Source organism: Aerosakkonema sp. BLCC-F183, assembly GCF_041929145.1.
Classification (GTDB): domain Bacteria; phylum Cyanobacteriota; class Cyanobacteriia; order Cyanobacteriales; family Aerosakkonemataceae; genus Aerosakkonema.
The window spans coordinates 1-25,038 of the sequence record NZ_JBHFNU010000103.1; the positions used below are offsets into that span (position 1 = coordinate 1).

Here is a 25,038-nt window from a genome sequence, read left to right on the forward strand (position 1 = left end):
GTATAGAAACCTCGGCAGGGCGAAGCAAGAGGACATAAAAATTGTTGCTTCTGGCGATCGATTGTCGCCCTCTTGCTTCGCCCCTACACAATACATATTTCATTGTTTTTGTCAATTTATTCTAGTGGACTGGCGCTCTAGAAGTTTAGAGATAGAGTTCCGATCGCGACAAAAACGGGAGAGCCGTGCTAAGTTGCTTCTAACCCCAATCCCACATAATCGGACTGTCATCAAGACGATCGGTAACCGTGCGTCCAATGGCGTCGATTTCTGCTAGTTCGTCAGCAGATAATTTGACATCGGCTGCTTTGGCATTTTGTACCGATTGATCGCTATTACGCGCACCGACGATCGCATTTGTTTGCGGTTGGGCAATCAACCAAGCTAAAGTTAGTTGAGCAAGCGTACATTGATGGCGTTCTGCAATCGGACGCAGTTTGTTTAAAGCTGCTTGCGCCCGTTCGTAATTCTCACCCATAAACAGCTTATTTTTGATGCGGTTATCTCCTTGTTGGAACTTGTGACCGAGACCGAATTTGCCTGTCAGCAATCCCTGTGCTAAAGAGGAGTAAGCTATGATGGAAATATTGTTTTCAATGCAGTACGGCATAGTATCTTTTTCCACCTGACGCCAGAACAAAGAATAAGGTGGTTGCAGGCTATCAATGCGTCCGTATTGGGAGGCTTCTTGTATTTGAGCGCGGGAGAAATTGGAAACGCCAATGGCGCGAATTTTACCTTGCTGTTTCAAATCGTTCATCGCCCGCATAGTTTCCTCAATCGGTACAATTTCACTGTTGAAAGCGCCGGAAGGCCAATGAATTTGGTAGAGGTCGATATAATCGGTTTGGAGGTTTTTCAGGGAGCGATCGCACGCCTCAATTACTGAGTCATACTTGAGATGATTGGCGAAAACCTTGGTAGCGTAGACAACTCGATCGCGCACATCTGACAGCGCTTGTGCCACAATTTGCTCAGAGTGACCGTTTCCGTAAACCTCAGCAGTATCGATAGTGGTTATCCCCGCCTCAAAAGCCGCCCGCATCGCCTTGATGGTCTCGGAATCCTCGATCCCCACCCACATAGCTTTCCCAGCTTGCCAAGTCCCCATGATGATAGGAGAGATATTGACATCAGAGTTGCCCAAGCGTCGCGTTTCCATATCTTACTCCTAAATTGTCCTCATTCACTATTTTTACTGCTTTATTAAAAATATGGGAAAAGTTCTCAGGTGGAACGCCGACCATGAGTGCTGATTCGTCGCGCAAATGAATCTCTACATCTCTTTTTCTTTCTAGAAATAAATTAGCTTCTGGCAGATGTCGAGAAGTGAGAAAATGGACAATTTGATTAGATGAACCGCGCCAACCTTTGTTATCGTTCAATTCGGGGATATATTGACCATCAATCAGCACATCAATTAGAGAAAGAATGTGATTAATTGCTGGGTCAGATTTGGCTTGTAGTTGTTCTAAGGTGAAGCCTGTAAAACAGATTATAGAAATGTCGCGCTGTTGGCGCAAATAAGTAAATAGTTCGCTTAATGCTGCTGCTTGCAACATTGGTTCGCCACCGGAAACTGTGATACCTTCTGTGTTCGGAATAGATAAGATATAATCGGCTAATTTTATGGGGTCAATGAGTGTAGCTTGTTTTTGAGGAATCCAATCTGGAGAAACGCAATTTCGACAGCGAAAACAGCATCCTTGCACCCAAATAGCGAAGCGTTGACGGGGGCCAAGGGTACGAGTAGCGGCACAAATTTCAGCTAGGTTGAGGAGGGTCATGGTTAGAATGTGATTGGTTTTGTTGTTTGTGCTTGTTCGTGTTTACTGCGAGCGATCGCTAATTCTTGGTCAATTTGTGCTAAAATCTCTTCCAGGTTTTTGCAGAGGTTGTCGATTTTTTGACGATCTACTGGTAGGAATGTTCCTAATGTGCGATCGCATTGATAATGGGTATTCAAAGCTGTGCGAATTTCTTCGGTAGCAGTTTGATATGCTTGGAAATCTTGTCTGGCTTTTTCTAATTTTTGCTGGGTTTGATGGTATAATTCTTGTTGTTGTGCTAACTCAGTGCGTTGTTGTTCGAGGGTGTTTATTTCGCTGGCTAAAGCTGCTGATAAACGCTGTCTTTGCAATTGGGTTAAGGCGATCAGTTCGGTAACGGTTTCTGTGGTGTTGGTTTCTAAACGATTTTGTCGAGTTTGCCAATAGGTAATTTCTTCTTTGAGGGCAGTTTGTTGGCTTTGCAAAGCGGTGATTTGGTCATTTAAATCGGCTTTTTGTTGTTGCAGCGATCGCAAATTTTGCTGTTGAGGTTCTAAGGCGGCTGTTTGTTCGTTGATAGATTGCCGTAAGTTATCTAAATTGGTGGTTTCAAGTTCGGTTTTAATTGCTTCCAGTTGTCTAATTTTGTCTTTTAATTTTTGGAGTTCTGCGTTGTCTTGCTGTAATTTTTCTTCTTGACTCAAGAGGTTAGCAGATGCAAGGAGAAGTTGGGATTTTTCACTGGCAATTTGTTGGATGGATTGAGTGCGATCGCTAATTTTTTGTTTGAGTGTAGTTGGGATTGGTAATGTGCTAAAATGGGGGAGCCAAGATTGCAGTATTTCTAACTGAGTTTGGAGGGTTTTAGAAAGTGCGATCGCCCAAGCTTCTAAAGTTTCTGGATCTAAGTTAGCAATTTGTTTGAGGACTTCGGGATGAAAGCTAGATTCCCAAAGGTTTATACCTGCCTCTACTAATTCCAAAGGCAGTTTAATTGTTTCAAATTCTCTTAAGTTTTGGCTTGATTCGATTGACCGCACTAAGGCGGTAATGGTTTCGATATCGTGTTGTTGATTTGGTTCCATAAGCCGAGCAAAAAATGATATACTAAAATATTATGATTTTTCCATTTCTTCTACTAAAACATGACCAGGAAACATTTTAGATATGACATTTCCTAATTTATATTCAATGGGGTTGCTGCTACCTATCTCCTCAATTACTAAATAGGCAATTTGGGATCGATCGACTTTCATTCCCACGCGATATTTTGCTTGGGGAGAGTAGTTAGGTAACTCTATCATATCTGGTAGAGATTCTTGGTGTTTTATCCCTTGAGAAGTAATTTGTACCCAGAGAGTAATGGCAATTTTGCTATCAATAGGCGTAATTGCTTCGGTATAGAAATTTGGTTGGGCGAGAGAATCTAAATTTGCACCTCCTTGAATCAGAGTAATTTCCGGTCTTTCTTTTCTGCCGGTATGAATATTGATTGTTTCTAAGACAACGCCAAGGGTATGAACGTATTTCTCTGTAGGATCGACTAAATTGTTAGCAATTAGACAAGCGCCGTAAGAGATAGCATAAGCGCTATTAGTGATATTAAAATTTTTATCGATCCGGCGATCGTTTTTGGCAATTGCTAAAGCATTGGTAATCGCGTTTTGGACTAGGAGAAACTGAGAAAAGCCACCTACCATAAAAATGCGATCGATTTCCAATCCTTTTTCTTGAATATGGGTTTTAACTCTAGTCATAACATGGCGAATACCTTCAGCAATGGGTGCAAAAGCTTCGTTGACTTCTCCCAGCGTTATCGTATATCCATTAAATTTATAAGCTTCATCTTCAGCTTTATCTTCTGGGGAATTTAAATAGTTAGTTAATCTTTTACTTGCTTGAGTATGGCTACCAATTTTAACGCTTTCAAACTCTTTCAGTAAACTGATAAATTCCGCTGTATTTTCCTCTAAATGCTTACCATATTTTTTAGTATAAGCTTTTTGGACGATGCGGCGATCGAAAGCTACCCCAGCAGATTCTAATCCTTTATCTCCTTGTCCGTCAAAATAGAGAACTTCCACCTTATTACTACCATAAATACGGCAAAGACTAACATCAAAAGTGCCACCTCCCATATCACAAACCAGTAAATTACCGCTAAAAGGTTCGCCTCCCTTTTCCCTAGCGCGGCGTTGCGTTTCCCAAGCATAATAAGCAGCAGCAGCAACAGGTTCGCTGACGAGTTGGAGGAGTTGTTTTTCCAGTCCTAAATCTTTTTTAATTAATTCTTGCAGGCGTTCTCGACCTAAATTATAAATATCCCGTTGCCAGATTTCGGGAACAGAGACAACAATATTAGTAATTTGACCTTTTTCGCGACTAAAACTGTAGTCATTTCCCGAAGATATCAGCAATTCGCGCAAGTAATCAACGGTAACGCTAATAGGGTTACGATGAGAGGGAAAATATTTGCTAAACTCAGATTCCTTTAAAGGCAATCTCATTTTAAAATTGCCATAAGTTTCCACAGAAGAGTCATGGGCGGCGGTGGTGCGGGCGGGTGCGCCAATTTCGGTAAAACCATCAGAGTGGTAGGCGATGAAAGAAGGGATATATTTTTGTCCGTCTGGTGGCGGATAGGGAAATGCTTCTAATTCTCCGCTAGGGGTAAGGTAGGAGATGATAGAGTTAGTGGTGCCGAAGTCTAGACCGATGTTGTAAGTTGGCATAATATGCTAATTAACAGATGTATCATTAAAAGTAAAGCATTGCTGAAACTCCTCTAATGAATTTGCTTTTGCTGCGTGCTTAAGAAGCTGTTTCATCATTTCTATATCCTTGATAGCATTTAGATCTTCTTTCAAGTTAACTGGTATCGCGCCTAAACGCGCCTCTAAAACTGTAACAACTGATTCACGATTAGTTTCCAGAACTTTTTGGTTATCGTCACTAGAGTTATTTGAAATGGGAGTTTCTTCCTTGTCAGGACTTGGCTTTTCTGCCAATGCTGTATCAGTATTATCTGACTCTATAGTATTGTTCTGAGAATCATTTGCAGTTTCTTCACTATAGTTAATACTCTTTTCAGTTGTTGTAGGAGAGGTTTCTTCAACGATTGTGAGTACAACAGCTTTTTCTAGAACACGAGCTCCTACTATATAAGCTGGAAATATAGAAAAGTCTATTTTTCCCTCATCTTCCCAACCCAACATAGCCTTATGTTGATCTGAATTAAACGATTCGCCTTTTTTGGGCAGGAGTAATGTACCTGGGGGATCGGCATTGGCAATTTTTTTGACTAACTCAAGTCCTTTTCTCACTAAGTTATCAATTTCAGCCCTCAATGCTTCTGAAATTTTATCTAACTCTATTTCTAAGCTACTGTAAACAGACTGGCGGATGGATTCGACAACCTTGGTAAAGTCTTCTTCATTGTCAGACATGGCTAAAGTATTTGTCTCTGTTGTACCCTTAGCCAGCATCATTCCTTGTTTGACTAAGCTTTCTATGTTAGCTTTAAGCGATTCAATAATGTTTGGTTTATCGTATGCTTTTAAAGCACTGCTTAACGAAACGCTAACTATTTGAACAGCTTTAGCTACAGCATCTTCGGGTAAAGAATCATTTGTTTCCGTAAACAATGCCATAGCTTTAATCAAAACTTGATTGGATAGTATAGCTTTGATATTAGCTATTTCTTGTTTACGATTAGCTTTTAAGGCTGGGTTATTTTCAGAGAGGTAACTAAAAATTTTGGTACTAACTGAATGCAGTTCTTGATCTTTTAGTTGTCTAAAATCCTGAAATAACAGATGATTTTGAGGACGTGAATCAGAAATATATGAAGTTTCAGGGTTCCTTTGTGCGGATGCTAGTTGACTTAATATACTCCCTCTTTGACTGGCTAGTTCATCACGATCTTTTTCAATCTGCTTTATTTGTAATTCAAGGTTAGTTATCTCTTTTTTAAGATTAATATTTTCAAGTCGAATCTGAGAATTAGTCTGATTCTGTCCAACTAAAGCATTATAATCATTAACAAGTTTGTTATATTCTCTTGTTAGCCCTTGTTTATCTTGGTTGAGTAAGTTATTTTCACTAAGCAAACTTCTGTTCTTACCTTCCAGACTCTCATTCTTACTTTTTAGGCTTTCATTAGTTTGTTTTAGATGTTCAATTACCTTTAATCCTCCGTATATACGTTGGTTTATCTTTTCCATCTCAGGAGGGGATATACTACTTCCTTGTGAAAGCTGCTCCTTAATGAATGTATATGCTTCATTTAATCTTTCTGTATATACTTTAATTTCTTCGGATTGCATTTGATTTTGACTCCCTGTAACTACTTGACCTAATCTATCGATTCCCTCTTGAACAAAATTAACTCCCTCTTGAACAAAATTAACGAAACCATCAATAGGATTGTTTGACGTATTTGTTTCTCCTGATACTGATTGTTCTATTGGCGATACTATACTTGTATTTTGATCGAAACTACCTCCTCCATTAACTTCATTTACCGTCGATTCTTCTGATGCTTGTTGTTCCTGATTTTCTTCATTATTCATACTAACCTCCTATTAATTCCGGTGAATAAGTAGATGAGAAACGAAGCGTAGTATTATACTGCTTCCCCGATGTTAGGTCTTTGGCTTCAACTTTAATTTCTGTCTTACCGAAATACATGGTTACTTCTACAGGTCGATCTAGCCCCTTGCTAGTATCAGGAATTTCTACCGTAAGTTCACCAAGTTGTTCAACTTCTGATTCATCTGTGTAACGAACTTTGGTTTTTTTAGTGGCATAAAATTTAAGTCCCATCTGCGTTTGATTACGATTAATTGGTGTAAAGGTTTTTTGAACTTTTTCATCAACAGCTACGCTTTCTCCCGCTAAGACAAAAGTATCAAAACGATCATAACAATACCAATCATTTTTGTCTTCAGCAAAAAACCTTTTACTTTTTGGATCGAGTTCGTCATTAAAGGGTGCAGACGTACTACAACCATAGGTTAAACGCGATCGCCTAGACCGAATAACCGATGGATTCAGCCCAAAAGAAACAGCACCTTCTACAATTGCCGCACCAGGATATGTAGGCATGACAATCTTTTGAACTTGTGTACCAAACCTTGCTTCAATTCGCTGCCGCAGCAGAGGAGATGTAGAAAATCCTCCTACTAAATAGATAATATCACAGCCTCGATTACCAAGTTTTTTTAGCTGTTCTTCAACCTTTTGAACTAAGCCATCTAAAGTAGGAGTGAAAATAGCTTTCATCGTATTCAGGTCAAGATGAATTGCTTCATCGTCTCCATCCTGTTGTTCTGCTAAACTTTCTAAAACATGGGAGTAATCCTTTACTAGCATCTTATATAGCTTAGTTTGGATGCGAAAATAAATAGTATCGCCGCTTTTCTGAGGGTCAAAATTACACTTAGTTCGCTCCCAATCTGCCATCATTTCGAGATAATCTATAGGTTCTTCATCATGGAAACGCCCTATAACTTGCGAAGTAAGCTTTTTTTCCAAATATTCCCGAAAACTGCGATCTACATAAGTTGAGCCGTAAGCACCCCCTGTACCTTCAGCTATTTCTTTTAGTCCTTTCCCTGCTACAACTTCATGGGTTGTAATATCAACTGTACCTCCTCCACAATCAACAACCATGAAGCGAGTTCCTCGCTTTAGTTCAGACTTATCTTTTTCCTGACAAGCAATAGCAGCAGCTTCGGGTTCTAAAACGAGTAAAAGACGTTCAGCATCATCACTTGATGAGTTAATTAAACCTGCTTTTTGGGCAGCACGGCGCATTAATTGTTTATCTGCATCAGTCCAAATTGCTGGTATGGTTAAACACCAGAGAATTTCGTTATCCTTCAAAAATCCGCTCGTAGCTGCATCAATTTCTTGTCGAACAACTGTTTTGATGCGTGTCAGATAATCGGCAATTAAGTTCAAAACTAAAAATTTTTGCCCGTTATTGTTAGTCATTACAGGGCCTTCTAATGTCCTTTCTTTTGCCTCCCGCAACTGCATTTTGAAATTATGAAAAAAACTGTAGTCTTTAGCTGCTTTGTCTTTTCTTAGTTGTGCAAGTCTTTTTCTTGCTGTCCAGCCCCAAGCTTCCACTTTCTGATCGGGGCTATACAAAATTTGGGTAAGCGTTTTAATATAGGGTATGGGTTCATCATCCCATTGATTTGGCACTACAACCCGTTTATCATCAACAAACGCATAGGCATACCCAGAACGGGCAGTGCCAAAATCAATTCCTATTACTACACGAATTGATTGATTTTCAATCATATAATGTGTCTCCATCTATATCTCGTTTGATAATACCCTTTAGCTTTAACTCGTAACGGATGCTCAAAAGAGTGTCTACTTGTGTAATGAGATTATTATTGCCAGTTGTAGCTAAATATTCTCTAATCTTTTCAACTTTTTCCTCCTCTTGCTTCTCCAAGACTGATTTTATAGCTAATAAAAGTTCCAGCTTATGCCTTTGCGATATACTGCGCCGTTTTTGCCAAGATTGAATTAGGCGATCGAGTTCCTCTGTAGCCCAAGTTTTATCTGGTATATGTGCCAGTTCTTGAGCTAATTGCAGAGTTAGATTAGGGAGCCAGTGAGATAGGGAGTTTTTCGCTTGTTGTAATTGCGTTTCTTGACTCTCTAATCTTCTATCTAAATGGGATAAAATAGCTAACGCATCTGGGGAGCGATCTTTACTAAGCTGTTGTAACCTAGATAGAACTTTAGCTAACTGTTCTTTAAGGTGCGATCGCTCTCGATCGGATTGCTTAAGTTGGGATTCGACATCCGATATTTGAGATTGGAGTTGCGCTTTTTCTTGTTTTACATCTTCTAATTGGGACTGCTGCTTTAATACTTCTTGATTACAAAATTTTAGTTGTGTTTCCAATTGCGATACTTGAGATTCAAGCTGAGATCTTGTTTGGCCTATGTTTTCTAATTGAGACTGCGATCGCCTTGCCTTTTCTAGATCGGATTGCGATCGCGCCCATATTTGCTTAGCCCAAATAATTCTACTCTCCTCTTTTTTAGCCCATTCATTTGGAATATTAAAAGTTAGGCTATATTGACTTAAATCCCATCCACAGGTAGTGCAAAAATTTACCTGTCCCTCAACGTATTCCCTTTGACACACCGGACACTGTGCCATTGCTAACTCCCCTCACCCCAATTAGGAGGAATATTCTCTAAACTAAACTTCCTCATAACTTACCCGGTCATAATTATACTATAATATCGATTTTTCTGCCATTTCGCTATAATTTCGTAACCATTGCAAATTTTTCTCTCATTACCAAACTTTTATCCCCATTTTTTATACATAGTTGCGCTTTAGCGATAACGCGCAACAACGTACCTAGAAAAATAACGCCAATCGTACATAATGTAAAGACCTTTCCATTTGCGGTTCATCACTTTCAAGATTACGGGCATCTGGCATCAGTTCTGCCAATTCTTTAGCTGTAAAAACTATCACTTAACCCTCCTAAGTTGGTATATCCTCTAACGCAAACGTCCTCATTGTATCCTCAGTTAAATTATCGCGCACAATCCGAGTTTTTAGCCGTCTCACCATTACTTCATAAAGATTGCGTACCTCTCTGCCATTGCCAAAATTTCCTCCCCGATTTTGATACATTTTCCGAAAAAATACCTGCAAACTTGCTGATACTTCTGGGGTAACAATCCACCCAGCTTGCTGACACATACTCAGGAACATTTCATCCAATTGCTCATCATTATAATCGGGGAATTCAATCTTGTAGGCGATGCGGGAAGCTATGCCAGAATTAGCATTCATAAACTGTTCCATTTCGCGAGAATATCCGGCTAAAATAACTACCAGTCTGTCGCGTTCATTCTCCATCATCGGCACCAAAGTATCGATCGCTTCCACTCCAAAATCATTTCCCGACTCACTCCGTCTCAAAGCATAAGCTTCATCAATAAACAAAACTCCATCTAAAGCAGACTGAATCGCCTCCTTAGTTTTCAATGCTGTTTGTCCTACATATCCTGCTACCAACTTCTCTCGATTTACCTCTACAAATTGCCCTTTTTGTAATATCCCCAACGCCTTGAAAATCCTTCCTATTAATCTCGCAACTGTGGTTTTTCCCGTTCCCGGATTTCCGGTAAATAAGAGATGTCGCGTTTCTATTTCCTCTTGCGTTTGCATTCCCGCTTCTCGCAGGCGTTGATTCGCTATTTGGGTATTAATCATTTCCCGAATCGCTTGTTTGACTGAATGCAAACCAATCATATTATCTAATTCTTGCCATAATTCCTGTAAATTTTCCTCATTTTTTCTTCCCTCTTGACGATACTGAGAAGGTAAATCTACAATTTGAAAAGGTTCCCCCACTCGATCTAAATTTTGAGCAATTACGCGCTGACTTCGCAACTCATCCATTTGGTTAAACAGATTTTCCACTAATCCTGCATTGCCAAAATTTTGATCGCGTCTTTGATACCACTGACTAAACAAATTCATCAAAGCTATTTCCAAATCTGGCGTTATCCCACATTGCACCCGCGATACCCTTTGGCGGAAAATTTCTACTAACTCTGCTGGCGTGTAATCTTCAAATAGAATTTCCGTACCAAAGCGACGCGGCAAACCTGGATTAGAATTAATAAAATCTGCCATTTTATCTGGATATCCCGCTACAATTACCGCTAGTCGGTGGCGTTCATCTTCCATGCGTTTCAATAGCGTGTTAATTGCTTCTTGTCCAAAGTCATTTTCCCCACCTTGACTCAAGGTGTAAGCTTCATCAATAAATAACACGCCATCTAATGCTTCATCGATAATTTCATTGGTGCGAATTGCAGTTTGTCCGACATATCCAGCTACTAAATCTCTTCCGGCGACTTCTCGCAAATGTCCCCGCCGCAATAATCCCAAATCGCGATAAATTTCCCCAATTAATCGGGCGACAGTAGTTTTACCAGTACCGGGATTTCCTTTAAAAACTAGATGCAGGCGGGGAGGTTCGTTACTAATTCCTTGTTGCACTCTTTCTCGTTCAATTTCTAATATTTGCATCCGCCGTTTTATGGTATCTTTAACAGATGTTAGCCCTGTCATTTGTTCTAATCTTGCTAAAGCAGGTTCGGTGCTAACATCTCCTGATAACCACCCCAATCTTCGCGCTTCTGGTAAGGAGATTTGACGGGCGGATTGAAAGCGATCGTACCAATAATTTAAGGGTCGATTTTCGGCAGCTATCCAAATAGCTAATTGTTCTGCTGTTAACCAATCTACTTTTTTCCGGTGTTGCAGTCGAAAATAATCTCGCAATGCCCGAATTTCTGTTACATCGGGCGAATTCAGGCGAATAAAGTTAAAGCACCTGTTAGAATTGTCGCGGTTTATAACTAAATTGGCTAAAAATGTGAAGCCAATTTGTTGACAAAATTCTTGTAATGTGGTACGGTTTTCATGGTGAAAAATGAGGATGCAAAGATTGCGGTTGTTGGGCGGTAAACGCGACCAATCTACGATGCGTCCAAATAATTCTCGGCGGTTGTCAAAATTGGCCAAATCTTCAGCATTGGAAAAGACGATCGCAGATTTTTGGCTAGTATCCTGCATCACGGTTTCCAAAATAGGCAGGATTTGAATATCTTGCAGTCTTCTTTTTGGGGTAGCTGGTGTTGCAGGTGTTGATTCTGCGGGGGGATTTGGTTGAGTTGCTTTTCTACCCAGCAATCCGCGCTTATGCCCCAGTGGGCCAGGTGTGACGCGCATCTGTTCAGAGGGGGAGGGATTGGGGGAAGATTGGGGTTGGAGGCGCGATCGATCGCGCGATCGCTCATCCCAAAAGTATAGCTTTTGAACGCCGGAATAAAAGAGGATTCTTTGATAGCCTTGCGATCGCAGATATTCGTGCAGAACTCGATCGATATTCTGCAACAATAAATCAGGCGTGCAGAAGGTGTCGCTGGTGTTCGCACCGTAGAAGATGAGAAAGCGATCGCCTGATTGTAAGTTTAATCCTGATGTGACTCTTTCAAGCATAATCTTTACTACTGTAAAATATGATGAGCAGCCAATTTCATTAATATACTACTAAATCCCTTAATACCAATAGCACCGATTATATGCCCAGCAGGATAATAGCCTTGCTGAGAAGGACTTTCTAAAATTTCTAAAATTACACCCTTTTGTTTTCTATTTTTAATAGATTTCCACTGCGCTGAAAATCCATACTTGCCATTAGAATATAAATTCCACAATTCATCTATTATTTTAAAATCGCTTACTGAAATATTTTCAATATCTAATTCTTCTAAGTAGCCTTTCTGAAGCGAAGAGTTTCCACTTATAGATAAAATAAGATTCCAGGTTTCTCGATCCGCCTCTTCCCAATTTTTACAGATTAATAGCCACTCTAGTTTCCGAAAATCAACGCCTCGTTCTGATTTACGTTCTGGTAATTGCCATTTCTGCCGTTCAGTTTCCAGCATTGAATTTAATTCACCGATCTGACGATTAGCCACTTTTAGTTGAGATTGATACTGAGACAATTGACGCTGAAATTGAGTTATTTCTTCTGTATTAGTGCGATCTGATTGCGAAATGAACTGTGACAGTTGTAACTGAATCTTTCCTCGATCTTCTTTAGCTTGCTGCAATTCAGTTTCAATTCCTGATAACCGTAATCGTAGTTGCGATAGCTCGTTTTCTCTATGCGACTGAGATTGAATGGTAACTTTATCCAATTCTGCTTGCAAACGAGAAATTTCTGTCTTAGCTTGCGTCAATTGAATTACTAAATCTGCTTTTTCTTGCCTCACTTTTTCTAGTTCGGGAATTTCCGCTAATTGAATTAGAAGTTTTTCCCGTTCCTCCTTCGCTTCAGTTAACTGTTGTTGAACTTTGGCTAATTGTTCGGTTAACTTAGCTAAAGAATCGGTAACTTGTTGCGCCGGAACTTGCCCAACTTGGTTTAACTTAGTCAGAACTTCTGTTAACTGTGCTTGGGCAAAAGCCTTTTCTTGATTCAGTTTATCTTGAATATCGAGAAACCTTGACCAAATTTGCTTACCCCAAGCTAACTTTGCCTGTTCCTTCTCTAAAAAAGCTTCTGGTATATGTCCGGCAAATGTTACGGGATAAGGTGTTAAATCCCATCCACAAATATAACAGAAATTCACCTTACCTTCAAGATATTCACTTTGACAAATTGGACAATTAGACACAAATCCCCTCACTATTAACTAATAACTGATTTTAGCACTAAAGCGCAACTACGTACCTTCTTAAGTATGTAACCCAAGTTGCTAGTTATAAGATTAATCTTATTCTTTGTACGTAGTTAAGCTTTAGCCCTCTTATACCACGTTTCATCAGAGGGCTAAAGCCCAACTACATACCTTTATGTAAATAACTAGCAACTACATACCTGTTTGTTTTCCCACTTGTCGCCGCTTAACTTCCTCCAAATTTTGATACTCAATTTTTGCTTGCTGATTGCACTCCACAGGACTATCTCCTTGCACGCCTTCTTCTGACAAAGCATCAAAAATAGCTTTAGCATTTTGCTGAGTCGCTGTCTCATCCACTATCGTTTCACTAAAACTATTAATCGAAACTACATTGCTGCCAAACTCCTTTTCTGGACTAATCACCGTCACCACTTCATCACCAGCAATATTCTTCACTTTCACCACATAAGAATTTCTTTGGTCATCACCTTCGTAAACTGCATCTGAATTTGGATTAACCAAAGTATATCCCAAAGATTCCAACACCTCCACAACTTTATCTGCAATTTCCACCCGTAATTGCGATCCCAATATCGCTAATTTTGCTTGCTCTACAATCTCTCCTAAAATTGGCTGTAAAGCAGCAATCTTTTCTCCCAATTCCTTTACCTGTTCCGTAGTCAGAGTTGATTCCCCAGCTTTTAGTTGAGATTCCAAATCATTTAATTGCTGTTCGTATTGACTCAAACGACCATTCACCCAATAATCAACTTCTAACTTAAACTTTTCTGCTTCATTTCCCTGCCCAACTTCAATTTCACATTCTCGATTAGCTTGTACCTCAGTAATTAAACTTTTCAAATCCTCCCAAGCTGCATTGTAAAATAACAGCCATTCTTGTTCTTTTTGTTCCAATTCCAACCGCAAATCTGCTAAATCTAAATAAGTTTGTTGTGTCGTAGCAATTGCCGCTTCCGTCACGCCAGCTTGGATATTATTTCGGGCTATTTCCAATCCCCGATGCAAATCTGCCAAACGTCCAGGTGCAAATCGCTGATGTTGGTAATCCCGATTAATTTGCGACCAAATTGTTTCTACATCCGCTAATAAATCTTCAGCAATTTTGGCTTTGCGCTGTTTTTCCTGAGCAATATCTGTTACTACTCGGTCAATCTGTTGCTGAAGAATTTGTTGTCCCCGTTCTCTTGCTTGTCGTTCCTGTGCAATCAACTGGGTAAATTTTTGGTCTTGCTGTGCAATCAATCTGGTATATTCCTGCCGTTGTTCAGAAGTAATTCGCAAATATTCGCTGCGCTGCTGCTCAAATCCTTGGCGCATCGCAGATTCCAAACGACTCGTTTCTCGTTGTAGTGCTTGCTGCTGACGATTCTCTGATTCCCGCACAGCAGTTTGAAATTCTTGTCGCTGTTGTTGCAAGCGCTTTTGGGTATCTTTTTCTAAATCCGCCAAATTGCTTCTGAGTTTCTGCGTCTCTTTTTCCTGCTGCTGAGCGCGTTGTTCTAGCGGTGCTAAACGTTGCTGAAACTCTCGCCGTGCTTGCTCTCGGACGGCATTTAATCTTTCCGGTAAATCTTGCTGCACAGAACGCAAACGACTTTCCTGTTCCTTCAGTCGCCGTAATTCTTGTTCTTCTACACTGACATAGCGCCGCTTTTCACCGCTCATATTTTTCTCCAGTGCAATTAAATGGGAATTTTCCCCTTTTGTGTTTATGTTATCCTTTTTGCTTGGGGCTGATGGCTGAGGGCCCAAAGCTAAGCTGGCCCCGCTATCCTCTTCCTCTTCTCTGGAGGGCCCTCTGCGCCTGGAGCGGTTAGTTATAAAGGGGGTAATAAACCGGGATTTGGTATTATTTACTGTGTGCCCTCATTCTCATGGCTTGTAAATTTCTGCATACCTTAGCTACTTGAGATTTTTCTAAGGCTAAACTATAGCAAAGCCATTGTTCCGAACCGGGGAGTAGCAATGAGTTCTCACAATGAAGACCAAATCGAACGACGACTCAGGGAAATAGAGGCAGAAATTTCTATCCAGCATATACCTCGCACGCCGAAACCTCAACAACCCAATCGCTGGCAACTGGCCATAGCAAAAATGAATAAAGTGGCCAAGGTGGCAGTATTTGCCGCCACTGGACTGATTAGCGTTTGGGTTTTTAGTACCGCTGTGAGTTTTATTTCTATAGTTATCGGTTTGTTAATCACGGCGGGTGTGGGATATGTCGGTTACAAACTTTTCTTGAACCGCGATAACTACCGGTGAAATATATTTGTCTGTTGCTGTTATTAATGTTATGCTTCGCAGTTGCGCTACCTGCGGAAGCTTCCTTTTGTCGCCAAACAAATGACCGTTTGATTTGCGTTGTCAGGATAGACCGCAGTGCTAAAAATCACTGGGAGTATCGGGCGATCGTCAGCGTTGACGGGGTGGAAAGGCCGATGCAGGTGTATAATTGTCGCGATCGCATTACTGTTCGCAAAGACGGAACTGTTGTAGCGTTTGAACCCAACGGCCCAGGTAAGCTCATCTGTAGCGTTCTGCACAAATAATCCCCCTTCTGTCTATGAACGACGAATTTTTAACTCTCCCTAGCAATTGGCTGGATTGGTTAACTGTATTCGGTTATATAACTTTTATCGTTTTCATTGCGTGGCGAGTGTTTGCCAGTCGCTAGTCTGGAAGAAGAACTCAATTTTACCGCTATGGAATCGACTACTATCCACGCACTCAAGGAATGGTCAGTTGCTATAAATGCCTTGACAGAAGGCAAAACTATTTTGCTGCTTCGTAAAGGCGGTATCCGCGAGGAGGGAAAGCAATTTAAAGTTGCTCATGATGAGGTTTTGCTCTACCCGACATTTGAACACCAAAAACCAGATTTGCTCAAACCGGAATATGCTGACAAGGTAAGCCCTGTAGAATCTGGCTGGCATCCGGAAACTGTGCGAATTGGTAGCTGGGCGAAGATTACCGATATTTTTATGGTGAGTTACGAACCCAGCATTGCCGCACTGCTACCATATCACATCTGGAACGAGCGGTTTGCGAGCGATCGCCTCCAATGGAAACCCAGTCAGCCTATGTATATTTTGCTGCTGCGGACTTACAAACTCGCTCAACCGCAATCGATTCCCTACCGCCCGGAATACGGTGGCTGTAAATCTTGGATCGATTTGGCCGCACCTATTTCCATCGCCGATTCTGTACCAGTACTGAGTGACGGCGAATACGTCAAACTAGCAAATGCCATCCGTAATGCGATCGCCCACCCGCAGGGTCAGGAATTAAAAATTCAAAATTGAAAATCAACCAGCAGAAAACTGGGGAAAGGGAATTTTGTAACAAATTTAGCTGACGTAACCCAGAAGGATAAAGCAAAATAAACTTCAAAATATCCCTGGATTAAGCATTAGAGCCGACTTGGGAGATTAAGCTCGATGCCTTTCCTCTGTTTGTCCATAATCGTTAAATCTTGCTTAAGATTGAGATGAAATTGTCAAAAATACCCTGTAGGGTGAGGTCACAACTAAGAATTTTTTGCCATCATATTGACAAATTGATCGAACTAGGGTAGCGTGGCTGGAACACAAGATCGAAGCTGGGAACAGAAGCTTAAAAGCGCATCCTCACACAGCCTGGTTTCAGCTTTACGTACCTTTATCTACGCAAAGGAGTTTTATCATGGCTGGACAGATGTGCTGGTTACCCGCTCTTGCTGGCAACGGGCAAAAGATATTGCATTTGCAAATCAAATCTCACGAACCGTGGCGACCCTATACAGGTTTTCCTCAATATGCCGTACCAGATTACCGCGAACCTGGTGGTTCTAAAGGTTGGGCAACTTACCAAAAGCTGATCAAAGCTGGCTGGAAGCTGATACCCACTAACGAAGCACAACAACATTCATTCTTCAATCCAGAAACAGAGGTAGCTTAAAAACCGCTTGGCGAACCTTCTCCATATGGCTTTGCGGCTCTTTCTCAAAAACGGTCTGCTGTGAGTGGGTTTGCCAAGTATGGCGTTAGGATTGCCCGCCGGAAATTGTAGCTCGATCGGATATCTCTGACGACACAGTTCTGGCAAAGTGGCACTACCTGATTCGATCCCGTAAGTATTGACGGTAAATGCGCTTAAATAGTATAATTTTTCAGTTATTGGGTCAGACCCGACAGAAAGTCAGTACGAAACAGCGCAAGTTCCCATCATGAAAGATTTTGCTCAGGAAAGCAAATCCGCAGAGGAAAGCAAATCCGCAATAGATGAAAATCTAATAGATGAAAAGCTAATAGATGAAAAGCTAATGGATGAAGCTATTGCACATTATCAAGGTGCATTATCCACTGTGGAAAAAGCAGGATTGATACTCTCAAAGCGGAAAATTATCGAAATGCTCTTGAGCCGCGATGGAGTGGAAAACCGCAAAAATAACGGTGCCGAATTGAACGCGAGTCAGTGCGCCCTGTTGATTGATTTGGATGAGCGATTGAAGGGACTTGCGGGGATAATAGCAAAAAAGTTTCCCCTAGAGAGCTATCGGCTGAGCGTTAACCCACCGGAGTCGTCTTGGTGGTGGTTTCTGGAATCCTTTGCCCCTAGAGAAATCCACAAATACGATCGCTTTGATTGGGTATGGTATACGTTGACACTCGGTTGTATGGTTGTGGCGACTACTTTTGGTTCTAGCACGGCTCAAGCCTTTTCCAGTGAAGGGTTTGATCTCCTGGGGACTTTTAGTACCGTTGGCCAAGCAGTGGGGATGCTTTTATTAGCCGGTGGGGTGCTGACAGAAAATGGTAAGGAAACTGTTGAGAATGTCCTCAAAAGCGTCGGGATTCCGTCTCACTTCCACGCGGAAGCAATTTTTGGTGCCTCAGCTCTAATGGCCGCAAGTAGTTATGTTGTCTATATTAATTTACCAAATATAGGAGAATATTATTATAAACAGGGGCAGATCTCTAGTAATCAGGGTGATGTTGTTAGTGCTTTGGATTTATACAAAAGGGCACTGAATTTTAACCCCAACGATCCCAAAATTTATGTCGGTTTGGGGAAAGTTTCGGAGGATATGGGACAACTCAAGGAAGCTATATCTTACTACGAGCAAGGTAGATCCTTCAACGATCCCGCCGCCCTCAATGGTTTGGGAAGAGTATTGGTATTTCAGTCGTTAGAAGATGTGGGTTGGACAGCAAAAATTGATGAGAAAGTTGAGCGGAGAGCAGATTTTTTCTTAGTCGCTGCTGAGAAGCTGGTGAAAGAAGAGCAAAAAGTTTTACGCCGAGATATTTCGATTAATCATGGCATCCTTTACCTATCTGATTTTAATTTAAAAAAATCTTCTGTTGAAGACGCTAATAATGCTCTCGATAATGCTTATAACTCTTTTGAACAAGCCGCTGAATTAGAGAAAACTTTACCCAAGGAAACGAAGGAACAGGGTAAAGGGCAGTGTTATCTTCAAATCACGCAAAAAATACGCCAAGAAGTTAACTATCAAAAGGGACAAGTTTTAAATCCCGATATTCCTAAAAAGGCGGAAGCTTGTTATGGGGAATTATATCGGGCAGGATTAAATCCTTATGACGATACGAAAATATACTATAGTCTCTATACCTCTAGAGTTTCACTGGAAGCTTATAAAAAACCAGAGAATCAAAAATAGGAAGAGCCAAAATCAGAAACACAACCACAATTAAAACCAAATCCTTAATAAAAGGCAGCGCCCCGACTTACTAGAGAACTTGGGGCACTGCCTTTTCAATTTTAACCCCAAGGGCTAGGTGGGCTACAGGGCCCTCGCGTACCCGCCTGTCGCCGACAAGCTTGTGCTAGTTGCTCTGGCTCATTCCATTGCCGAAGTTGCACTTCGTCAATTCTTTTGCTAATGAGTTGGGTAAATGATACAGCAAAAGGAGAAGCACCGACAATCCCTAATAAATATATAGCCATCACTGGTACTACTCTTCGGGTAATCACCTTGTCTGGTGTGTTTTTCCCCATCTTGTTAGAAATCAAACTTTGCATTTTTTATCCTCTGGAACTATCTGCTAACTACTACCTGCCGAAAATCACATCACTAACCACACTCTTATTGTTTAGACAGACATTCCTGGTTTGTTGTGCTATCCGTCCGTTGGCAAAAACAGCTCGAAATTCATACAGACATTTACCATCATTTACTGGAATAACAACAGTCTGTCTAGCACTGATGTTAACTGAGCCCAGCAAATCTTGACCCCAATCATAACCCGGCCTGCGCCAATAAAACTCGACGATATCTTGATCGGTACGGTTACTTACCTTAAAAACGCGATCGTCTTTTCCATAGAGGGAATAAGTACCACCATTCATATCACAAATATTGGCCTGACGTTCAATGCTTTCTTCGCCATCGGCGAATACAGTTTTGATATCATAAACGCATTCTCCTGGCTTGTTGTAAATATCAATATCTGCGGTTTCTCCAGGTTTCACCACCCGACCCTGGAGTTTTTCGTTAATTCTGTCATCAGTTCCAGGAGGGTACACAAATAAATGAACTATGTTACTATTACCATTGTTTTCCAAACTAAAGGATAGCTTTGGTCGGTAAGTCTCAGCTAATAAGCTACTGGGGGTTAATGAAATTGCAGTTAACCCCAATAGTACTTTAGCCCTGAAGGACTTTAAGAAATTTCGCTCCATCGTGTAGACCTCCTCATTCTAGGGTTCAATAGTACCATGAAACCTATTGTACGCTCGCAAAAATGAGGAATTTGTGATGATAAAAATGTGTTTTTCTTACTTCCCACTTCAGTAAAATTTAGGGCCACATTCCACAGGCACAATTTTCATATTTTTGAATGCAGACTGGGCAGGGCTACTTCATTGTCGTCAAAGAAAATTGATGGGCAGGGGGGCAGGGGAGCAGGGGGGCAGGGGGGCAAGAAAGTTTGACGATTTTTCTACACGCCACCAACATAAAAATAATTTCTTTCGCGAACATGAATTAGCCCTGGCAGACTGGGGAGTAGCTTAATAGCCGCTAGGCGAACCTTCGCCACGAGGATCGGCAGATCCTTCTAGAGAGCCATCTGGCGTAACGGCGATCGCATTAGCATTACCCCAAGGAGTTTGCTGCTCGATCTGATGTCCGCGACGACGCAGTTCTGCCAAGGTGAGAGCATCCAAGCCAAATGGTTCTACCCTCAGTTTATCCGGTAACCACTGATGGTGAATGCGAGGAGCAGAAACAGCTGCACCGACATCCATATTGTATTCCAACACATTGAGTACAATTTGTAAAACCGTGGTGATAATCGTGCTGCCTCCAGGCGCACCAACTAGCAAACGCAGGCGATTGTTTTCGGTGACAATTGTAGGAGTCATGCTGGAAAGAGGAATTTTGCGAGGTGCGATCGCATTTGCATCTCCACCCACCAAACCAAAAAGGTTGGGTACTCCCGGTGCAACGGCAAAATCGTCCATTTCGTCATTAAGCAAAATACCCGTTCCTGGTACAACTACACCCGATCCGAAACCATAATTAATAGTAAAGGTAAGGCTGACCGCATTGCGCTGTTCGTCTACAACGCTGAGATGACTTGTCTCCGGTGATTCTTTGCTATTAACAAAACGCTGCAAAGTATCTCGATCGACTGCCGTTACTTCCGTTGCAGGTCGCGCCCTTTGCATAGTAATTTCCTGACGCCTTTTAACAGCATAACTGCGGCTGGTGAGCGCTGTCACCGGAATATTCACAAAATCCGGATCGCCCAGATAAACAGATCGATCTGCATAGGCAATTTTCATTGCTTCTGCAAGTAAATGCAGCGTATCCGGGTGATGCCAACCCAGCGATTTCAGATCCGTATCGCCGATAATATTTAAAATCTGCAACAAATGAACGCCTCCCGAAGAAGGAGGTGGCATTGTGCAAATTCGGTAAACGCGGAAACTACCGCACAGAGGTGTCCGCCAAGTCGGTTTGTAGTTTTTCAGATCTTGCAAACTAATCAAACCGCCATTGCTTGCCATATCGCTGGCAATAGTACGAGCAATTTCACCAGTGTAAAAGCTTTGCGGATCTTTAGCGATCGTCTGTAAAGTGCGTGCCAAATCTCGCTGTATCAAACGATCTCCCAATGCAAACAATCTACCATTGGGAGCGAAAATTTGACGTGCCGCGTCATTGTTCAAAATAACATCTCGGCGCGTTTGAGAAATGCCAACAAAACGCCAAGTCGGAATAGAGCTGACAACAAAACCCCGATCGGCAAGACGAATAGCAGGTGCAACTACCTCTTGCCAAGACAGCTTGCCGTACTGACGATGCACTTCATAAAGTCCCGCCACCGTACCCGGTACAGCTGCTGCCAAATAGCCATTGACACTAGCATTCGGACGCACCTTACCCTGTTCGTCTAAGTACATATTGCGCGTCGCACGCAAAGGAGCGCGTTCCCGGAAGTCCAGCGCCTTCATTTCTCCCGTTTGCGCTTGATGCAACATTAAAAAGCCACCGCCGCCAATACCTGCGGAAAAAGGCTCGACTACTGAAATGGCAAAAGCCGTCGCCACCGCTGCATCCACAGCATTGCCACCTTTTCGCAGTATGGAAAGTCCTGCCTCAGACGCCAACGGATGAGCTGAAGTTACCATACCTTTTTTAGTGCGTAGGGGTAGGACAAAGGTAGCCTTTGTTTCCTCACACCAAAATAGAGATATCGAGACAATAATATAAAGAATTGCGATAGAAAATTGTTTATATCTCAAAAAGTTAAACATAATAAGTTTCGATATTTGGCGGGAAAAATTTAAGATGAGCCAGACATTTACTGTAAGTGAAGACGAAAACTATGACAAGCCTCGCCCCAAACGACAGGTGTCGATCGACATCCTGCGCGGACTGGTCATGGTACTTATGACATTAGACCATGTGCGAAGGTCAAACATAAAGTTTGGTGGTTAAGTTATCTTTGATAATATGGGTGGGCAATGCCCACCCATATTAACGAAAAATTATCTTTGGTTATCCCCAATTTCATAAATTACTAATTTTTACTTACAAATACAAATCCTCTTGTTTTACCCGAATCAGAATCCACCGTTGCCATCGCTCGCCATAAATCTGCGGCTTTCACCCAAACTGGTGGGTATTTGTAGCGCGAAACATCTAAAATTAAAAATCGATCGGTTCTTTCATTATAAGCAGCTATAGGAGAAATATGGCCTCCGGTTTCTTGTCCAATTGCTTTCCGTAAGTAATTGGTTATCACAAAATTTCCCGGTTGTTTCAAATTTTGTACTGTCACTCTGCGAAACTCTTCCAGATTGGTGTCGGAAGCATGGTAAACTCTGACCTTGGCATTGTAACTTGCTAATAATCCACCCAACTGATTTAAAGTCATTCCTCGACGAGAAACTACTTCCGGCGTGACGACTTGTCGAGTTTTCTCATTGCTAAAAAAGTTGCCTTGAGTGAAGACGCGATACGGTGCATATTCCGGCGCTGGCGGTGCGTTAATTCCCAAGGCATTCAGCACCATAACGCTGCTAGCAACTCCACAAAAAGCTTGATTGTTTTGGGTAACAAATTGTACACTCAAAGGCCAGTAATCTTGTCTAGATTGACTTTGGATTAATAACTGTTCTCCTTGCGTTGAGTTGAAGGCAATCAGGTTTTGCGGTAGGGGCAGTGTTTGGGCGATTACGCTGCTACTGCTCACAGCAAGTCCAAGAATAAAAGCCCGAATGGGTGTGAAGATCGTCTTGAGTGTATTCGTTTTCATAAAAATCAAACGTCAAAAGTCAAAAGAAAAAAAGGGGCAGAAGTGCCCAGGTGCAGAGGGGCCCAGAGGCACAATTAATTTTTTCCCTTTCCATTTTCCCTCTTTGCCCCTTATTTTGAGTTTTGACTTTCCCTTTTATTTTGGCGATCGCTCTTTGATAACATCGATCGCTTCCAACAGCCAGTTTATGTAAGTTTCTTCTTTTCGCGTCACCAGTTCCAATACTAGGCGCTGCATTACCTCAAAACGGCTGGCAGATTCATCTCCAAGCGGTGGCAATTCGATCGTTTCGCACTCGCTCAGCTTAGCGCGGCGAGCGGCTACTTGCTGTTCTAGCAGGTGAACGATCGCTTCGTTCGGTAGCTGGGCGGCAAAATATAGCTGCACGAGTAAGGGGTCTCGAATTATTGGCAAGGGCTGTGGGCTACCCAGCCATCTGAGTAATTCCGCTTTCCCCGCTTCCGTCACGGTGTAGACCTTGCGGTTGGGGCGATCGTGCTGTATTTCGATCGTGCAGCTAATCCAACCTTGCTCTACCAGTTTATCGAGGGTTCTGTAGATTTGTGCCTGATCTGCGGGCCACAAATGGGCAATACATCGATCGAAGCAGCTCGTTTTCAGGTCGTAGCCTGTCATCTCTTCTTGCTGAAGCAGACCCAAAATTACGTGTGCTAGTGACATAACATCGTTTCCGTTTTGCCTGTGGTTCTCTGTACAAATTTTATCTGTTACTTCTTATATAAGTTTGTGCTACTATATGATTAATCATATAAAAGTGCGATCGCAGCATACAGCGGTAGCAAGGAGGAAACACATGGCAGTTCAAACCCAAAAGATCCGCACCGTCGCAGGCATCGTCAACAGCGTCGAAACACTGGAGGGTGAGGGTTTTCGCGTGCGCCGTCCGTTCCCGAAGAGTTCTTTTTCGCACTTCGATCCATTCCTGCTGCTCGATGAATTAGGGCCGATCGAACTCAAGCCAGGTCAAGCGAAGGGAGCGCCAGATCATCCCCACAGAGGATTTGAGACGGTTAGCTACGTGATTGAGGGTAGCTTGGAACACAAAGATTCCCAAGGACGTTCCGGAAAGCTCGGCCCAGGTGATGTGCAGTGGATGACGGCAGGAGCCGGTGTCGTACACTCAGAGATGCCTGCACAAGAATTTGCCGAGATTGGCGGACGAGTTCACGGACTGCAACTGTGGGTGAACTTGCCTCGACGGGACAAGATGATCCAACCTCGCTATCAAGAGATTAGTGCTTCGCGCATTCCGATCGCACAAACAGATGATGGATCGGTACGGGTAAAAGTGATTGCCGGGGAAGCTCTCGGTGTGCGTGCGGCGATCGAAACGCGGACTCCCATTATGTACCTGCACTTTACACTGCAACCAGGTGCAACGATCGTGCAGCCGGTGCCGAAAGAATACAATGCCTTTGCATATGTAATTGATGGAGAAGGCTTATTCGGTGAGGAAAAAGAACGTGGCTTAGACGCACAAATGATTCTCTTTGCACAAGACGGCTCAGAAGTGACGATCGCCAATCGATCGGATGCTACTTCACCGCTTTCTGTGTTGCTGATTGCTGGCGTCCCTCTCAACGAGCCAGTTGTGCGCTACGGCCCATTTGTGATGAACACAGAAGCAGAAATTATCCAAGCCTTTGAAGATTATCGTAACGGGAGGATGGGTTCAATTGACTTCTAAAACTCTTCTACAACCGACGCACCAACATCTGCGTACTCTGCGTAACAAATTGCTACACCTTCATCAAGTGTTGTTGGAAACAGAACGCATCGTTTACGAACAGGTACGCGGGCGAGTATCCGGCGGAGAATTGCTACAACTTATCATTCATCACGAGCAATTTACTTGGCTGCATCCTCTTTCTGAGCTAGTCGTGCAAATTGATGAAATACTCGCATCTGACGAGCCAATTGTACTGGAAGATGTTCAAAATGCGATCGCATCTGCCCGCACGCTACTTAGCCCCATAGAAACAGGCAATGCTTTCCAAAGTAGGTACTCCAACGCGCTCCAGCGCTCCCCTGATGTCGTGTTGGCGCACGCAGAAGTTTCTCAGTTTCTGATGTCCAAAATTCGGTAAAACAAAACTTATAGGTAGGTTGGGTTGAACGGTAGTGAAACCCAACCTATTCTCTTTGACTAATAACTCAAGTTGCTAGTTACTTGCACTTCTTAGTATGTTGTTGGGGGTTTT

At 42.2% G+C, this 25,038-nt stretch carries 23 protein-coding genes; 8 read left to right on the plus strand and 15 right to left on the minus strand.

From position 1 onward, the window contains the following. Nucleotides 1-199 precede the first annotated feature (199 nt). From ACE1CD_RS30505 to ACE1CD_RS30550, 10 genes are all read right to left on the minus strand, one after another. Nucleotides 200-1,162 (minus strand): aldo/keto reductase, encoded by a 963-nt coding sequence (locus ACE1CD_RS30505; protein WP_374790392.1) that lies wholly within the window; start codon nucleotides 1,160-1,162, stop codon nucleotides 200-202. Next, complete coding sequence (locus tag ACE1CD_RS30510) at nucleotides 1,134-1,787, minus strand: 4Fe-4S single cluster domain-containing protein (RefSeq protein ID WP_374790394.1); 654 nt, start codon at nucleotides 1,785-1,787, stop codon at nucleotides 1,134-1,136. Before ACE1CD_RS30510 ends, ACE1CD_RS30505 begins: the two co-directional genes overlap by 29 nt. A 2-nt stretch (nucleotides 1,788-1,789) precedes the next feature. Further along, nucleotides 1,790-2,854, minus strand: a complete 1,065-nt coding sequence (locus ACE1CD_RS30515; protein ID WP_374827190.1) for a hypothetical protein — start codon at nucleotides 2,852-2,854, stop codon at nucleotides 1,790-1,792. A gap of 30 nt (nucleotides 2,855-2,884) precedes the next feature. Next, nucleotides 2,885-4,501 carry an Hsp70 family protein gene (locus ACE1CD_RS30520; protein ID WP_374827191.1) on the minus strand — a complete coding sequence of 539 codons (1,617 nt, stop codon included), beginning with the start codon at nucleotides 4,499-4,501 and terminating at the stop codon, nucleotides 2,885-2,887. Between the two features lie 6 nt (nucleotides 4,502-4,507). Further along, entirely contained in the window at nucleotides 4,508-6,340 is a 1,833-nt protein-coding gene (locus tag ACE1CD_RS30525; RefSeq protein WP_374827192.1) for a hypothetical protein, read from the minus strand. 1 nt (nucleotide 6,341) lies between these two features. Next, complete coding sequence (locus tag ACE1CD_RS30530; RefSeq protein WP_374827193.1) at nucleotides 6,342-8,081, minus strand: Hsp70 family protein; 1,740 nt, start codon at nucleotides 8,079-8,081, stop codon at nucleotides 6,342-6,344. Further along, on the minus strand, nucleotides 8,074-8,961 hold the full coding sequence (locus ACE1CD_RS30535) for a hypothetical protein (RefSeq protein WP_374827194.1): 888 nt from the start codon (nucleotides 8,959-8,961) through the stop codon (nucleotides 8,074-8,076). Before ACE1CD_RS30535 ends, ACE1CD_RS30530 begins: the two co-directional genes overlap by 8 nt. Before the next feature lie 336 nt (nucleotides 8,962-9,297). Next, nucleotides 9,298-11,835, minus strand: a complete 2,538-nt coding sequence (locus ACE1CD_RS30540) for an AAA family ATPase (protein ID WP_374827195.1) — start codon at nucleotides 11,833-11,835, stop codon at nucleotides 9,298-9,300. Between the two features lie 8 nt (nucleotides 11,836-11,843). Continuing rightward, nucleotides 11,844-13,019, minus strand: a complete 1,176-nt coding sequence (locus tag ACE1CD_RS30545; RefSeq protein WP_374827196.1) for a GUN4 domain-containing protein — start codon at nucleotides 13,017-13,019, stop codon at nucleotides 11,844-11,846. Nucleotides 13,020-13,214: 195 nt separating this feature from the next. Continuing rightward, entirely contained in the window at nucleotides 13,215-14,711 is a 1,497-nt protein-coding gene (locus ACE1CD_RS30550) for a hypothetical protein (RefSeq protein WP_374827197.1), read from the minus strand. A gap of 300 nt (nucleotides 14,712-15,011) precedes the next feature. Between ACE1CD_RS30550 and ACE1CD_RS30555 the strand changes: the two genes are divergently transcribed. The 5 genes from ACE1CD_RS30555 to ACE1CD_RS30575 all read left to right on the plus strand — a co-directional run bounded on the left by ACE1CD_RS30555 (nucleotide 15,012) and on the right by ACE1CD_RS30575 (nucleotide 18,708). Continuing rightward, nucleotides 15,012-15,308, plus strand: a complete 297-nt coding sequence (locus ACE1CD_RS30555) for a hypothetical protein (protein ID WP_374790409.1) — start codon at nucleotides 15,012-15,014, stop codon at nucleotides 15,306-15,308. Then, the gene (locus tag ACE1CD_RS30560) at nucleotides 15,305-15,595 is read left to right on the plus strand and encodes a hypothetical protein (RefSeq protein WP_374790410.1); all 291 of its coding nucleotides are present in this window, start codon (nucleotides 15,305-15,307) and stop codon (nucleotides 15,593-15,595) included. Before ACE1CD_RS30555 ends, ACE1CD_RS30560 begins: the two co-directional genes overlap by 4 nt. 153 nt (nucleotides 15,596-15,748) lie before the next feature. Next, nucleotides 15,749-16,348 carry a DUF1802 family protein gene (locus ACE1CD_RS30565; RefSeq protein ID WP_374827198.1) on the plus strand — a complete coding sequence of 200 codons (600 nt, stop codon included), beginning with the start codon at nucleotides 15,749-15,751 and terminating at the stop codon, nucleotides 16,346-16,348. Nucleotides 16,349-16,727: 379 nt separating this feature from the next. Next, entirely contained in the window at nucleotides 16,728-16,982 is a 255-nt protein-coding gene (locus tag ACE1CD_RS30570; protein ID WP_374827199.1) for a hypothetical protein, read from the plus strand. Nucleotides 16,983-17,250: 268 nt separating this feature from the next. Then, on the plus strand, nucleotides 17,251-18,708 hold the full coding sequence (locus ACE1CD_RS30575) for a tetratricopeptide repeat protein (protein ID WP_374827200.1): 1,458 nt from the start codon (nucleotides 17,251-17,253) through the stop codon (nucleotides 18,706-18,708). Nucleotides 18,709-18,809: 101 nt separating this feature from the next. Here ACE1CD_RS30575 and ACE1CD_RS30580 read toward each other — a convergent pair whose 3' ends face one another. From ACE1CD_RS30580 to ggt, 3 genes are all read right to left on the minus strand, one after another. Then, the gene (locus ACE1CD_RS30580; RefSeq protein WP_374827201.1) at nucleotides 18,810-19,070 is read right to left on the minus strand and encodes a hypothetical protein; all 261 of its coding nucleotides are present in this window, start codon (nucleotides 19,068-19,070) and stop codon (nucleotides 18,810-18,812) included. A 30-nt stretch (nucleotides 19,071-19,100) separates the two neighbouring features. Continuing rightward, nucleotides 19,101-19,730 (minus strand): hypothetical protein, encoded by a 630-nt coding sequence (locus tag ACE1CD_RS30585; protein ID WP_374827202.1) that lies wholly within the window; start codon nucleotides 19,728-19,730, stop codon nucleotides 19,101-19,103. 330 nt (nucleotides 19,731-20,060) lie between these two features. Further along, entirely contained in the window at nucleotides 20,061-21,686 is a 1,626-nt protein-coding gene (gene ggt / locus ACE1CD_RS30590) for a gamma-glutamyltransferase (RefSeq protein ID WP_374827203.1), read from the minus strand. A gap of 160 nt (nucleotides 21,687-21,846) precedes the next feature. Between ggt and ACE1CD_RS30595 the strand changes: the two genes are divergently transcribed. Then, nucleotides 21,847-21,996, plus strand: a complete 150-nt coding sequence (locus ACE1CD_RS30595; RefSeq protein WP_374790424.1) for a hypothetical protein — start codon at nucleotides 21,847-21,849, stop codon at nucleotides 21,994-21,996. Between the two features lie 82 nt (nucleotides 21,997-22,078). Here the strand turns inward: ACE1CD_RS30595 and ACE1CD_RS30600 are convergent, their stop codons facing one another. Further along, entirely contained in the window at nucleotides 22,079-22,816 is a 738-nt protein-coding gene (locus ACE1CD_RS30600; protein WP_374790426.1) for a phytochelatin synthase family protein, read from the minus strand. A 135-nt stretch (nucleotides 22,817-22,951) separates the two neighbouring features. Next, nucleotides 22,952-23,497, minus strand: a complete 546-nt coding sequence (locus ACE1CD_RS30605) for a PadR family transcriptional regulator (protein ID WP_374827204.1) — start codon at nucleotides 23,495-23,497, stop codon at nucleotides 22,952-22,954. A 133-nt stretch (nucleotides 23,498-23,630) separates the two neighbouring features. Here ACE1CD_RS30605 and ACE1CD_RS30610 point away from each other — a divergent pair, with 133 nt between their 5' ends. Both ACE1CD_RS30610 and ACE1CD_RS30615 read left to right on the plus strand, forming a co-directional pair. Then, entirely contained in the window at nucleotides 23,631-24,524 is an 894-nt protein-coding gene (locus ACE1CD_RS30610) for a pirin family protein (protein ID WP_374790429.1), read from the plus strand. Next, nucleotides 24,514-24,924: a hypothetical protein gene (locus ACE1CD_RS30615; RefSeq protein WP_374827205.1), complete on the plus strand. Its 411-nt coding sequence runs from the start codon at nucleotides 24,514-24,516 to the stop codon at nucleotides 24,922-24,924. The genes ACE1CD_RS30610 and ACE1CD_RS30615 overlap by 11 nt, the downstream gene beginning before the upstream one ends. Nucleotides 24,925-25,038: the final 114 nt, after the last annotated feature.

What these genes read in the sequence shown, in the direction of transcription:
- ACE1CD_RS30505 (WP_374790392.1), bottom strand. Translation starts at nt 1,162, where the DNA reads ATGGAAACGCGACGCTTGGGCAACTCTGATGTCAATATCTCTCCTATC.
- ACE1CD_RS30510 (WP_374790394.1), bottom strand. Translation starts at nt 1,787, where the DNA reads ATGACCCTCCTCAACCTAGCTGAAATTTGTGCCGCTACTCGTACCCTT.
- ACE1CD_RS30515 (WP_374827190.1), bottom strand. Translation starts at nt 2,854, where the DNA reads ATGGAACCAAATCAACAACACGATATCGAAACCATTACCGCCTTAGTG.
- ACE1CD_RS30520 (WP_374827191.1), bottom strand. Translation starts at nt 4,501, where the DNA reads ATGCCAACTTACAACATCGGTCTAGACTTCGGCACCACTAACTCTATC.
- ACE1CD_RS30525 (WP_374827192.1), bottom strand. Translation starts at nt 6,340, where the DNA reads ATGAATAATGAAGAAAATCAGGAACAACAAGCATCAGAAGAATCGACG.
- ACE1CD_RS30530 (WP_374827193.1), bottom strand. Translation starts at nt 8,081, where the DNA reads ATGATTGAAAATCAATCAATTCGTGTAGTAATAGGAATTGATTTTGGC.
- ACE1CD_RS30535 (WP_374827194.1), bottom strand. Translation starts at nt 8,961, where the DNA reads ATGGCACAGTGTCCGGTGTGTCAAAGGGAATACGTTGAGGGACAGGTA.
- ACE1CD_RS30540 (WP_374827195.1), bottom strand. Translation starts at nt 11,835, where the DNA reads ATGCTTGAAAGAGTCACATCAGGATTAAACTTACAATCAGGCGATCGC.
- ACE1CD_RS30550 (WP_374827197.1), bottom strand. Translation starts at nt 14,711, where the DNA reads ATGAGCGGTGAAAAGCGGCGCTATGTCAGTGTAGAAGAACAAGAATTA.
- ACE1CD_RS30555 (WP_374790409.1), top strand. Translation starts at nt 15,012, where the DNA reads ATGAGTTCTCACAATGAAGACCAAATCGAACGACGACTCAGGGAAATA.
- ACE1CD_RS30565 (WP_374827198.1), top strand. Translation starts at nt 15,749, where the DNA reads ATGGAATCGACTACTATCCACGCACTCAAGGAATGGTCAGTTGCTATA.
- ACE1CD_RS30570 (WP_374827199.1), top strand. Translation starts at nt 16,728, where the DNA reads ATGGCTGGACAGATGTGCTGGTTACCCGCTCTTGCTGGCAACGGGCAA.
- ACE1CD_RS30575 (WP_374827200.1), top strand. Translation starts at nt 17,251, where the DNA reads ATGAAAGATTTTGCTCAGGAAAGCAAATCCGCAGAGGAAAGCAAATCC.
- ACE1CD_RS30580 (WP_374827201.1), bottom strand. Translation starts at nt 19,070, where the DNA reads ATGCAAAGTTTGATTTCTAACAAGATGGGGAAAAACACACCAGACAAG.
- ACE1CD_RS30585 (WP_374827202.1), bottom strand. Translation starts at nt 19,730, where the DNA reads ATGGAGCGAAATTTCTTAAAGTCCTTCAGGGCTAAAGTACTATTGGGG.
- ggt (WP_374827203.1), bottom strand. Translation starts at nt 21,686, where the DNA reads ATGGTAACTTCAGCTCATCCGTTGGCGTCTGAGGCAGGACTTTCCATA.
- ACE1CD_RS30595 (WP_374790424.1), top strand. Translation starts at nt 21,847, where the DNA reads ATGAGCCAGACATTTACTGTAAGTGAAGACGAAAACTATGACAAGCCT.
- ACE1CD_RS30600 (WP_374790426.1), bottom strand. Translation starts at nt 22,816, where the DNA reads ATGAAAACGAATACACTCAAGACGATCTTCACACCCATTCGGGCTTTT.
- ACE1CD_RS30605 (WP_374827204.1), bottom strand. Translation starts at nt 23,497, where the DNA reads ATGTCACTAGCACACGTAATTTTGGGTCTGCTTCAGCAAGAAGAGATG.
- ACE1CD_RS30610 (WP_374790429.1), top strand. Translation starts at nt 23,631, where the DNA reads ATGGCAGTTCAAACCCAAAAGATCCGCACCGTCGCAGGCATCGTCAAC.